At 53.3% G+C, this 11,579-nt stretch carries 16 protein-coding genes; 3 read left to right on the forward strand and 13 right to left on the reverse strand.

The features are described from left to right. Positions 1–1,341 (reverse strand): phage terminase large subunit family protein (locus E1189_RS08410; RefSeq protein ID WP_230460270.1); only part of this gene is annotated, 1,341 nt, incomplete at its 3' end. A 6-nt stretch (positions 1,342–1,347) separates the two neighbouring features. Next, positions 1,348–1,866 (reverse strand): hypothetical protein, encoded by a 519-nt coding sequence (locus E1189_RS08415; protein WP_155159588.1) that lies wholly within the window; start codon positions 1,864–1,866, stop codon positions 1,348–1,350. 112 nt (positions 1,867–1,978) lie between these two features. On the opposite strand from E1189_RS08415, the gene E1189_RS08420 reads away from it, so the two are divergent. The 3 genes from E1189_RS08420 to E1189_RS08430 are packed head-to-tail and all read left to right on the forward strand — an operon-like array spanning position 1,979 to position 3,133. Continuing rightward, positions 1,979–2,179, forward strand: coding sequence for a hypothetical protein (locus E1189_RS08420; RefSeq protein WP_155159589.1), 201 nt, complete (start codon positions 1,979–1,981; stop codon positions 2,177–2,179). A gap of 25 nt (positions 2,180–2,204) precedes the next feature. Beyond that, positions 2,205–2,687: a DUF3489 domain-containing protein gene (locus E1189_RS08425; RefSeq protein ID WP_155159591.1), complete on the forward strand. Its 483-nt coding sequence runs from the start codon at positions 2,205–2,207 to the stop codon at positions 2,685–2,687. Positions 2,688–2,734: 47 nt separating this feature from the next. Beyond that, the gene (locus E1189_RS08430) at positions 2,735–3,133 is read left to right on the forward strand and encodes a hypothetical protein (RefSeq protein WP_155159592.1); all 399 of its coding nucleotides are present in this window, start codon (positions 2,735–2,737) and stop codon (positions 3,131–3,133) included. A gap of 320 nt (positions 3,134–3,453) precedes the next feature. Here E1189_RS08430 and E1189_RS08435 read toward each other — a convergent pair whose 3' ends face one another. The 11 genes from E1189_RS08435 to tnpA all read right to left on the reverse strand — a co-directional run bounded on the left by E1189_RS08435 (position 3,454) and on the right by tnpA (position 11,487). Beyond that, positions 3,454–3,822, reverse strand: coding sequence for a 3TM-type holin (locus E1189_RS08435; RefSeq protein WP_155159594.1), 369 nt, complete (start codon positions 3,820–3,822; stop codon positions 3,454–3,456). Continuing rightward, complete coding sequence (locus E1189_RS08440) at positions 3,819–4,265, reverse strand: N-acetylmuramoyl-L-alanine amidase (protein ID WP_155159596.1); 447 nt, start codon at positions 4,263–4,265, stop codon at positions 3,819–3,821. The genes E1189_RS08435 and E1189_RS08440 overlap by 4 nt, the downstream gene beginning before the upstream one ends. A 10-nt stretch (positions 4,266–4,275) precedes the next feature. Then, positions 4,276–4,554: a hypothetical protein gene (locus E1189_RS08445; RefSeq protein ID WP_155159597.1), complete on the reverse strand. Its 279-nt coding sequence runs from the start codon at positions 4,552–4,554 to the stop codon at positions 4,276–4,278. Beyond that, positions 4,526–5,929 carry a site-specific DNA-methyltransferase gene (locus E1189_RS08450; protein WP_230460271.1) on the reverse strand — a complete coding sequence of 468 codons (1,404 nt, stop codon included), beginning with the start codon at positions 5,927–5,929 and terminating at the stop codon, positions 4,526–4,528. The genes E1189_RS08445 and E1189_RS08450 overlap by 29 nt, the downstream gene beginning before the upstream one ends. 61 nt (positions 5,930–5,990) lie before the next feature. After that, the gene (locus E1189_RS08455) at positions 5,991–6,380 is read right to left on the reverse strand and encodes a DUF6362 family protein (protein ID WP_155159599.1); all 390 of its coding nucleotides are present in this window, start codon (positions 6,378–6,380) and stop codon (positions 5,991–5,993) included. Positions 6,381–6,520: 140 nt separating this feature from the next. After that, complete coding sequence (locus E1189_RS08460; RefSeq protein WP_155159601.1) at positions 6,521–8,815, reverse strand: phage/plasmid primase, P4 family; 2,295 nt, start codon at positions 8,813–8,815, stop codon at positions 6,521–6,523. Between the two features lie 77 nt (positions 8,816–8,892). Next, a complete protein-coding gene (locus E1189_RS08465) occupies positions 8,893–9,567 on the reverse strand; it encodes a hypothetical protein (RefSeq protein ID WP_196221327.1) in 675 nt (224 codons plus the stop codon). Beyond that, entirely contained in the window at positions 9,564–10,448 is an 885-nt protein-coding gene (locus E1189_RS08470) for an ATP-binding protein (RefSeq protein WP_155159602.1), read from the reverse strand. Before E1189_RS08470 ends, E1189_RS08465 begins: the two co-directional genes overlap by 4 nt. Continuing rightward, complete coding sequence (locus tag E1189_RS08475) at positions 10,445–10,666, reverse strand: hypothetical protein (RefSeq protein WP_155159604.1); 222 nt, start codon at positions 10,664–10,666, stop codon at positions 10,445–10,447. Before E1189_RS08475 ends, E1189_RS08470 begins: the two co-directional genes overlap by 4 nt. Further along, positions 10,651–10,872 (reverse strand): helix-turn-helix transcriptional regulator, encoded by a 222-nt coding sequence (locus tag E1189_RS08480; protein ID WP_230460272.1) that lies wholly within the window; start codon positions 10,870–10,872, stop codon positions 10,651–10,653. Before E1189_RS08480 ends, E1189_RS08475 begins: the two co-directional genes overlap by 16 nt. A gap of 183 nt (positions 10,873–11,055) precedes the next feature. Beyond that, positions 11,056–11,487 carry an IS200/IS605 family transposase gene (gene tnpA / locus E1189_RS08485; RefSeq protein WP_155159606.1) on the reverse strand — a complete coding sequence of 144 codons (432 nt, stop codon included), beginning with the start codon at positions 11,485–11,487 and terminating at the stop codon, positions 11,056–11,058. Between the last annotated feature and the right edge of the window lie 92 nt (positions 11,488–11,579).

Consider the following 11,579-nt stretch of genomic DNA (forward strand, 5'->3'; position numbering starts at 1 on the left):
AACCTCGTCTGTGAAGTGACCGCCCGAGTCCATACACACCTGAGCGATGTTCATCATCACACCATCCTGCCGCTTGTAGGCCTGCCGCAGTTTCTCAGCAATCACCTTCCAGATTTCAGGGCGAGAAAGATCGCCATATAGGCGGTAATAATCAATGGACCAGCTCTCTTCCCCAGCGCCCCAGCCCACGACTTCAAACTCAATTCGGTCATCCTGCACATCCACGCCGCAGGTTATTACCTCTACTGGCCAGGGCACTTCGGCCTGATAATGTTCCCGGCGCTGGTACAGCAGTTCATGGTCGACAGTTTCGCCTTGTTCCTGCCATGTCTGGCCGAGGACGGTATTGGTCCAGTCTTTGAGGAGCACCGGATCGCCTTTGGCCGCCAGAAAGTCTGCCACTGCATCCGCCCAGCTATACCAGCCATTCGGACTGTAAAGTGAACTCAGATGGAAGCCTGCTGTTTTGCCATCAGCGTCTTCATTGAGGGTTGCCCATTTGCCACCAGCCAGCAGTTTGGGTTTATCGTGTTCCTTCATTTGATGCTGGCAAGCTACGCACTCGAACGATGCGGTTACCGGATCATTATCCTCGAACTTGATTTGATTCCATTCGATAGCTTGAAAGTACCCACACTGGGTACAAGGCACTTGAAACTGCTGTTGATTCGATTGTTCATACGCCGTTTCAATTTTGCTGCTGCCAGCAATATTGGGCGTTGATACCAGCAGAATTTTACGGTTACGGGAAAACGTCGCTGTTCGTTTGATGGCCAGATTGATAGGGCTGCCTTCCCCATCCACATCATTGTCATAAGCATCCACCTCATCCAGAAAGAGGAAGCGGGCGGGCATGGAACGGAGCCCCGTGGCTGAATTGGCCCCCGCAATAATCAGCACACCATTTGGAAACTCTTTCACCAGCTGGGTGTTGCCGGAATCTCGGGAACGGGAGTCCTTCACCCGCTCTTTGAGAATCGGCATTTCTTCAATCATGGGGGCGATTCGTTGCTTCGAGGTTCGCTTGGCCATATCCAGCGTTGGCAGCACATACATCATCGGACCGGGCGTATGGTGGATCACATAACCTAACCAGTTATTGCCGCACTCGGTTCCACCCACCTGTGCTCCCTTCATGAAAACCACACGCTCCACCGGTGAGCTAGGCGACAGGCAATCCATAATAGCTTTGAGGTAAGGCGTACGAGCTGTGCGCCAGCGACCGGCCTCCTTGGCAGACTTCATAGGCAGGATGCGGTGCTCATCAGCCCATTCCGATACAGTAAGACGCGTGTCGGGTTTCAGGCCCTGCTTGAAGCCGGTGAAATAAGGGCTGTTCATGATCGGTTAATCACTCAGTTTCTCCAGCACCGTTTCCAGCTCATCCATAAGAATCTGCCTGACTTTGGAAGGGTTCGTTTCAGCGGCCAGGACATCGGCCATACGATCAGGAATCCCCAAGAACCCATCACGTATCATTCGCGCCTGTTGAAATGCATCCTCCCGTACTTTTTTCGCATCCACCAATTTGCCTTCCCGCTCTTCATAATCCAGCCGCGCCATCTTGGCCCGGAAGGCTTCGCGCATCGTGCGGGCAGCTGCGTAATCCACTGCCTTACGGCTGTCAGTTGGATTGTTTGAGGGAACTGATGTGGCAGGGCGACTGGGCGCACTGATTTCTTGTGCCCGTTCTCGCAAAACCGTCGAAGGTTCAGCCAGTTGGGCAATGGCCTGTCTAGCGGCCACAGGGTCAATTTTCCCGCCTTCTAGCTGAATCCGCCCCTGCTTAACCAGCTTGGCCACATATTGCTTGGACCAGCCGTTACGGCGGGCAAATTCGGCCTGTGTGATGCGTTCACCAGCCATGCCCCTCCCCGCTTATAACCTGTTGATTATTAACACAAATAGAACTGGATAAAGTACCCATTCCGAGCGTAACTGTAAGAGCCAACCCGAGAAAACGATCAAGGAGAGCGACATGGCCAGCCCTAATCAAAAAGCGCAAATACAGGATGCCCTGATTGCCAAACACAATCGTATTGATGAGCTGCTGAAACAAATCCAGCTCCAGGCCAATCGACACTTCGATCTGGCTCCGGACGATTGCCATTGGGGTCATGTCGGTGACCTGGATCACTTGATCGAATATCTCGAGCATGCCCTTGGCATTGAGCATTAAGAATCACAACAGAAGGAGAAGCACCATGACAAAAGAAAAACTCACCCCAAGCCAGACTAACGTACTGAAACTCGGCCATGACAAAGGCACCTTCACGGCTCAGGATCTGCCAATAAAAGGAGCAGCCGCAAAAAAAGTCATCGACTGTCTGCTGAACAAGAAGCTGATCAAGCCCATCAACCGCAGCGGCAAATGGTATGACTACGCCCTGACACCCGCAGGTCGGCAGGCCATTGGTGTTGAACAGTCGTACGCCCCCACAGAGCCGGTGAAGCCCAAAAGCAAAACACGTCCCGGAAGCAAGCTGGATCAAGTCATCAAACTGCTCACGCGCAAAGAAGGTGCCACCATTGCCCAGATGATGGATCAGACCGGCTGGCAGCAGCACACCGTGCGGGGCACTCTGGCCGGAGCCTTGAAAAAACGACTGGGGCTGACCATAGAGTCTGATAAACAGGAAGGTCAGGACAGGGTTTACCGGATCACCGCCGGGCTGGAGACAGTCTGATGCCTTCAGCCACCACAAACAGAGCTGGCAGTCCCTCATCAAGAGCTGTGCCAGCTCTTCTCATCCTGCCACTGACCAATGGTCACCTTATGGTCAGCCGAGTGAACCGCTCCGACATTCATACGCTTCCCACCCTCAACACATGGTATCCCCGTTTCTTTGAAGCGCTGGCACTGCTACAAAAAGGCAATATTGATTATGTGGCTGGCCGGGGTGTTGTTGCCTTGCATAGAGACTTTGGCGAGCCTTGGCAGGAACACCAGCCTCGATTCTACAAGCGCTCTGAGGATATGGCTCGCAGTGCCCGGGAGCAGAATATCTCGCGGTTGTTCTGGCACGGTCTGGCCATTGAGCAGCCAGAAAAAAGTCAACCAAATGGTCAACCTCCGGAGTCAACCAGGTTGACTTTTTCCAAGGGCTGGAAGGAGCTTTGGTTGACCCGCTAAGCGGTTGTTATTCCTGAATTTCCTTCAAAAAAGTCAACCAGAGTCAACCTGAAAGTCAACCCCGATTTTCAGCCTGTCACTAGCGTTTTTTCGCGGTGATGTGAACCCGCAATCCAGCAATCCTTCCAGGGTCCCCGGCGGCCGCCCTGTCAGGGCCTGTGTGGCGTTGTTTTTGTCTTAACAAGGGGCACCTCGCACACAGAGAAACAAGGGCACACAGCCGCTTACCGTATTACTCACAAAATCTGTGGATAACATTGTGAATAGCCCGTTCCTGTCTGTGGTGCAGTGATGTCAACACTTTCATTCGCACCTTTTAATCAACGACGGAGATTGGATACCACCTTCTCCACACCACGGCTGGCAATGTAGCCACCGATACCCAACTGTACGATCCCCAACAGTTTCAGCTCAAGCGCTTCACTGATATCCGGTGACGCCCAACCCATCCACCGGCACACGACCAGCGCCGTAAACACCAACATCACAAGGGGACGCCAGCTACGCTGCAACCAACCCTCGCCCTGAGCTTCGGCTTTGATCACACCGGCCTGCTGAGCCAGTTCATCTAGCTCACCGTTGATAGCCATCTCGGTCAGAGCTGTTTTGGCTTTGCTGGCTTGATCCGCATCGGGGAACACCTTGTCGATGATCTTACCCACCACCGGTACTGCAGCGACCCAGCTCACTCAGAAACCTCCTCAACAAAACCTTCCTGAGCCAGCCAGTCCTCAATATCAAAGGACGGACATTCCTTGTCCTTATTCAGGTGGTAATGTCCTTTTACCACCGCCTCCGGCCACAGCTGCAAGCAACCGCCCACCAGAAACTTCAACATCCGTTTCTGCATTTCGGTGAAGTTATCCACAGGGTGACAATCACTGTCCAGGCCGCCCACCAAACAGATCCCCACACTTTCATGATTATGGCCTTTCACGTGCGCGCCCCAGTCATCAATGGGGCGGCCTTGTTTCACAGAACCATCCCGCTCGATCACCCAGTGATAACCAATGTCGATAAAAGCTCTTTCCATCAAGTGCCAGCGTTTAATGGTTTCAAAATCCACAAGCTGCTCAGGCTTGGTGGCTGAGCAGTGCACGACAATGGTGCTAGTTTCCTTACGCTTTCCCATAGTCTTTGCCTCAATCCTTGAGTGTGTAAGCCACAACGCCAATCACTGTGGTCAGAACCAACCAGCCAAACCGCTCCACCGAAGCCAGTACCACACCCCGGGCACTGGCCTGACTTTCCAGGTTTCGGATACGTTTTTCGGAATCTTCGAGTTTGCGGTTCAGGCTATCGAGAGTGGTGGTCTGGTGGACCATGCGCTCTTCGATAGTGGCCAGACGGGTGACGGCATCGGAAAGTTTGTCGAGCTTGGTGTCAATCTGATCAAGCCTTTGATGAAGAACTTCCGTCATTGAGTCTCTCCTTGCTCATCTGAGCGAAAGTCAGCTGGGTCTCTTCGAGATAGGCTTCCTTGCCTGTGTACTCCTCCCAGCGACGCACAATCACATCCACATACTTGGGGTCGAGCTCCGTAAGCCTTGCCTGTCGTCCAGTCTTCTCACAGGCAATCAGTGTGCTGCCAGAGCCGCCAAACAGATCCAGAACAATGTCCTGACTCTTGGATGAATTGCGAACCGCGCGCTCCACAAGCTCAACCGGTTTCATGGTCGGGTGAAGGTCGTTCTTGATGGGTTTATTGAAGAACCAGACATCGCCCTGGTCACGGGCACCGCACCAAAAGTGATCATTGCCTTCCTTCCAGCCGTAGAGAATGGGTTCGTACTGGCGCTGGTAATCGGCCCGTCCCAGCGTGAAAGTGTTCTTGGCCCAGATCAGGAACGTGGACCATTTGCCGCCTGCTTCCCGAAAAGCTTTCTGCAGAGTGTCCAGTTCCGATGATGACATACACACATACACCGCGCCTTTGCTCACGGTGAGCATGTTGGTCATGGCTGCCAGCAAGAAGGCAAAAAACTCTGAGCCCAAATTGTCGTTCTTGATACGGCGGTCTTTTTTGGCTTTGCCATCTTTCTCAGGGTTGGCGTAGTCCACGTTGTAGGGCGGATCGGTGAATATCATGTCTGCCAGCTGGCCATCCATGAGTTTTTCGACATCTGATGATTCCGTAGCGCTGCCGCAAAGCAACCGATGATTTCCCATAATCCAGAGATCACCGGCCTGGCTCACTGGCTGTTCCTGAACCTCCGGCACCTGATCATCCTCGGTATTGCTACCAGCGTCTTCGCCGTAGAGAAGATCGTCCAGCTCATCCAGGGTGAAACCAACGATATCCAGATCAAAGTCCAGATCGTCCAGCGCTTGAAGTTCAGTTTTGAGAAGCTCCTCATCCCAGCCCGCATTCTCGGCCAGCTTGTTATCCGCCAGCACCAGAGCACGACGTTGCACCTCGTCGAGGTGGCCCAGCACAATCACCGGCACGGTTTCCATACCCAGTTCACTGGCCGCCATCAAACGACCATGACCGGCTACGATCACCTTGTCATCACCCACCAGAATCGGATTCACAAAACCAAAGCTTTCGATGGAGCGTGCGATTTGTGAGACCTGTTCTGTCGAGTGAGTACGCGCATTCCGGGCATAGGGCACCAGCTCTGCGACGGGCCAGTGTTCCAGTTGTTCGACGAGGATCTGAGGGTTTTCCGGCATGGATTCCATTCCTGGCTGATCCAGAAAAACAAACGCCCCGGAAGGAGATACCGGGGCGTTCATGGGCGTTGGGTACAGCGCTGCACAAGCATACCGAAAATCTACACCAAAACCGGGCAAAGTGTCCCACCCCCGTTTTCTGCAAACACCGCCAAATCACCACACAGACACGCAACTCCCACTAACTCCCGTCAACTCCCTGAGCCATTTTGTGAAGTGAGATGGTCAGCAGTGCTTTGTGCCATTGGCGCTGAACTGTGGTTCGGGGAGTTCCTGTGCGGCGCATGATGTCACGCCAGGAGATTTGCGCGGCTCTCATCCACACCAGCTGGCGCTCCTCAACGGTCAAAGGTCGAAGCCAGTTGATACACTCCACCAGCCGTTCTTCCTGCTCAGCAGTTGGCCGCTCGTAGATCACCTCCCGCTCAGCTCGCCGTACTTGCTCCCGGTGGTCGTAGCGCATTTCGGGCCAGGAAGAACCATGGCCCAGTTGAATACCGGTCGGCAGTCGCTTGGCCGTGAACCAGGCTTCCCGGTACCGGTTAGCAAGCTCATCAATCTCTGGTGTCATGCTTCCCTCCACGAATCACTGACGGTCTTGATTTGTTTTCCGTTAACTTCTCATAGCTGCGCGTGTACGCGTATATGCGCGTATAAGGAACTAACCGGAGAAGGAGTCAAGACCGTCAGGGCCTTTCCATTTTTCTATTGTTAATCAATCGAATGACCACCAAACTTCACAAAGGGTCGAGGTCGCAGTTTTAACCCGGCTAAACCACGATGGCCGGTTGTCATGCGGCATTTCCCAAACTCACGGGACTGCAGGTTCTCAGAAAATTGCTTTACAGACCCGACATAATGGCCTTGCTCATCACACCAGATCCGCCAGTCGTTATAGAGCTGGCTGACACCCTCCCGCTGACTGCGACTGATATCACACCGCTCTTCCAGCCACTGTCCAAGGGTGTCCTCTCCTTCGAAATATTCCTTCGTCGCTTTGACAACGCTGGCGGGTGGCCTGATTCCCTCCTTTTGCCACCTCAAGCATCCAGCCACAGCCCAGGCCATGATGCCATCACGCTCTTTCAGTAATTTATTGGGCAGTTCTCGGTCTTTCTTTTCATCAGGCACTTTGACAGTGAAAGGGATGAGGTGCAGCCGCCGCTTCATGGCGTCATCCACATTGCGGATAGATGGTTTGTGGTTTCCAGCTATCACCAGTTTGAACTGGGGTGTGTACTCGAAAAAATCCTGGCGCATAAACCGGGCAGAGATTTTGTCACCGCCAGTCAGGGTTTTGATTTTGGATTCATTCCAGCGCTTGCCCTGTTCCGTTTCCACACTGGATACAAAGCGTGCGCCCTGCAAACTGGCCAGGTCGGTGGGATGCTTTTCGTGGCGAGATTCCATAAACGTTTCCACCGAGGCATTCACCGCATAGTTGCCCAGAATCGACATTAACACATGGATGAACACCGATTTGCCATTCGCTCCGCCACCGTGCAGAAAGAAAAGAGCATGCTCCGTTGTCACGCCTGTGAGGCAATACCCCACCACTTTCTGCAAGTAGACCACCAGCTCCTGATCACCATCAGTCACATCATTGAGAAAACGCAGCCAGAGAGAACAATCGCCTTCAGGAGCCGCTGTTGTGATACGCGTCATCATATCGGCACGATTATGGTCACTCACTTGCCCGCTTTTCAGGTTCACTACACCGCCAGGCGTATTCAACAACCAGGGGTCGCGATCCCAGTCTTCTGTAACTGTGGCATGACAGGGCGATGAGCGAGCCAGTTTCACCACGCTTTGAATCGTGCTATTGGACGCCAGCCGTGTACGTTGCCGATCCGTGTCGGCCTGGCTGGCTGCTGCCCTGCACAGCTCGCGGGAAAGGTGGTTCACATAGAGCACCCGATCTGGACTCCAGCGTTGTCCCGTCCATACAAACCAGCGTCCCCACTGGGCACAGTAGCGCCAGTTATCTTTATGGTGCTGGTGGAAAGCCTCGGTAATTTCATCATCGGTCAGCAGTGAATCTCCGCCTGCCAGTAAAGACGACTCATTGTCCCCTGATCTGACCGGTGTACGTTCCCCTCCCGTAAGAAAGCCGCGCACATCAAACGGGTTTTCCTGATTATCCAGCTCTTCCAATGCATCCGCCGCATCCCACTTTTCAGGTTTCCCTTTGGGCGGAATCAGAATCTCACAGGAAGCAGCCCCTGCCTTCAGCACGGCCTGTGCGGCAGCCTCAGCATACTCGCGCCCTGTTTGATCATTATCTGGCCAAATCAGTACCTGCTTTCCCTTCAATGGTGACCAGTCGGTTTTTTTCACCGGAGCCTTGGCCCCATTCATGGCCGTTGTGGCGCAAATGCCTGCCTCAATCAAAGCCTGAGCACACTTTTCTCCCTCCACCAGCACCACCGCTTGCACTTGCTTGATAGCCGGTTGGTTATAAAGTGGTCGTGGTGAAGGTGCACGGTATTTACCAAGCTTCACATCCCAAGGGCGAAACTCTTTTCCCTTGGGAGTGTCGTAGCGGTACACGCAAGCCACCAGCTGACCTTTATCGTTAAAGTAATCCCACTTGGCCGTGTGGGGACCAAGGTCATCAACGGGTGCTTTGTTTTTGGCTTGGCTGGGTTTGGACTGAGGCATCTGAGCCTCTACACCCAGCCAGCGCGCTACAAACTGCAAAGCTTCAGGAAAATCGATATGTTGATTGGCCTGAGTGAGGTGAAACATATCGCCATTTTCACCGGTGGCAAAATCATGCCAAAGGCCTTTTTTATCACCTGTGATGGTGATCTTCAGGCTTTGCCCCTCAGCTCCACCAGTATCACCCACAGCATAATGGTCCCCATGCCCTTTGGCCTGAGGAAGCAGATATTCAATATACTGCTCAAGCCGTTCAAGCAGCCTCTCTTTCACCTCGACTGCAGAAAGCCGTTTTACCGGTTCCTGCACAATTGGTGCATCATTAAAATCCAGAAAATCAGTCATGCTTTTCGTCCTAAAAAAGAGCCATCCTGAAATAAGGGAACCAGCCTGAAACTCTGAGGCTTCAGGCTGGTGTTGGCTTAGTCCTGCCAGTTGTTGTTTGGCCCTTGCTGCGGAGCCGGTTGCTGGAACTGATAGTCCGGGTTCTGCTGATACCCGTTTGCGCCTTGCTGAGGGTAAGCTTGCTGGGGCTGCTGATTGGATTGAGGATGTGCCTGCCCCTGACCCGCTACCTCATTCATCAATGCCTGATACTGCTTATGATCCGGGGTGATCACATGTTTGATGACATTGGTGGGTTCATCATCGGCATCCTTCTCAACATCGATACGCGCCACAAACTCCATGCCGTCCAGCTCACCGAAGTTTTGCAGCCTTCGGGCCATCACTGCCTGAGGGGAGTTATCCTCCTGCTGAATGCCACGGGCCGAGCACAGCAGAGAGCGCACAAAGCTGCGTCCCATATTGGACCAGTTCGGCCCTTTAGGGCTGTGCAGACCAATCAGGCTCCACACCTTGCGTTTAGCGAAGGGACCGGTCAGTACCACATACTCTGCTTTCAGAAACACTGCGCCACTGTCGCCCTGTGTGGCCCAGCCACCCGTCCACCCCATATGAGGTTCGTCGTAGCCGCCAGGGTTCAAAGTCAGGCGGACCTTGGCGAGAGTTCCCTTGGGGATCAGGTCATAGTCCTGCTGAACCTGAGCGTTGTTGAAATCGGTCCACTCGTTGCTGGTGGCATTTTGATTATTCATTGTGCCAGTCCTTGTTCTACTTGGTGCTCAACATTGAGCGAGGGTTGTACAGGAGCACTGCTGGCATACTGCAAAGGCCGCTCTGCGAGAGGTTGGTTGATTTTTTGGAGTAGATTACCCAGATGGGCCGGTTCGGTTTGCGCCAGACGACCACTTCTGTCTTTGGCCGGAAAGCCCCAGGGATTCAGGGTTTGGCACACAAAAGTTCTTTGCAGCTGGCCTTCCTCATCCGGCAGACTGGCCATGGTGATCACTTCATCGACAATGCCCGGCAGCTCCAGACCCGTGCGGGAGCCTTCAATCTGGGGCTGGAAGATACGGCGGTTAAAGTCGTCCACCCGCTCTTCCAGAATGCCGACAAAAATCACATGCTTGTGTCGTACATGCTGAAGGTGCATGAGAGCCGCAATCATCTCCCGGCCATGCAAGCCATAAGCACCACGGGTATCAGGTTTCCCCGTGCGCTCACTGCGAGCCTCTGGCCGTGTCTTGCACCACTGGAAGCAGAGCCGTGCTAAGGCGGTAATGGAGTCGATAAAGTAAATGCTGTACTTATCGAGCGCCGCCGGATCACCGTACTGCTGACAAGCCGCCTGATAGTGAGCCTGAGAATACGGCTGATCATTCTCCAGCGCTGGGTTCGGGCCACCGATAAACGCCACCAGCATCCGAAATTCCGGCCAGGTTCTGGGACGCAATACATCGCCACTCCAACCCTGCACAGCCAGATCACCGGCTTCGAGATCCATAAACAGAGTTTGCTCAGGAGGCAGCGTCCACAGCTGTGAGGTTTTGCCTACACCGCTTGGCCCCAGCAGTACAGCCTTCACACCTTTGTCTTCCTGCTGGCGCTGGTGGGCGGGTATGATAGGCAGGCTCATACCACGCCTCCTTCACCCTGATCCACCATTGTGCAAGCTGCTTCCTGAGCCTTAGCCATACGTTGCAGGTATTTGGCATTACGCAATCTGCATACACAGCGACTGGCATGATTGAGTTCCTGCACAGCTTCCCGGGACAGGCGATCCATCTCTTCTTCAGAAAGGGTGATGATTTGCAGCAACGTCATACCGCGAAGATCATTCAGTGAGATTGGCATGGCTTTTCCTCACCGGCAGGTTGACCGTTACCATTGAAAGAGCGTTTTTGTTCATAGGCCTGTACATCCCTGATGCGATAGAGAATGCGCTGGCCAACTTTCAAAAACTGTGGCCCCAGCCCTTCTCTGCGCCACCGCTCCAGGGTGCAGGGTGATATATGCCAGCGCTGACTGAGCTCTTTGGCGGTGAGATGTTCGATACACACGATTTCCGTCTCCTGCTGTTGTTTTCCGTTTGTGCAGGTTCAGAATCGGTGGGATTTGGGTAGGAGCGTAAGGGGGTAAAAGGTAGGAGTTTGGGTAGGAGAGCAAGTTAAATGACCTCCGGCAGAGCCGGAGGCTTATTTAGGGACGCCCTCAAAGGGCTATTGTTGCGCCCATGGGCGCGATCACCAGTCTAACTTCATCTGTTCACGATGATCTTCGACCTTTTCTTGATTGCGGATGTACTCTCTAACGACGCCCTCATCAAGTCCAACTGTCGACACAAAATATCCCCTTGCCCAGAAGTTTTCCCCTGTGAAATTCCTTTGTCTACCCTTGAAATTTTTCGCAATGAGGATGGCCGTTTTTCCCTTGATATACCCTACAACGCTGGATACTGAGTACTTGGGTGGAATACTGATGCACATATGAACATGATCCGGCATCAGGTGCCCTTCCAGTATCTTGCACCCTTTTCTGTTAGCTAACTCATGAAAGATGCTTCCAAGGAACTTCCTCAAACTGCCATAGATAACCTTCTTTCTCTTCTTGGGGATAAAAACAATATGATATTTACAATCCCAACGAGTATGACTCAGACTCTTGTAGTCTGGCATGGGTTACACCTCAATGTTTCTTGGCGGAAACATCAAGGTAGATACCGCAGTAAAGGTAGAACCTGTGCGAGTCCCCCCGGCATAGCCGGGGG

This window comes from Parendozoicomonas verongulae, assembly GCF_009711465.1.
Lineage (GTDB): Bacteria > Pseudomonadota > Gammaproteobacteria > Pseudomonadales > Endozoicomonadaceae > Sansalvadorimonas > Sansalvadorimonas verongulae.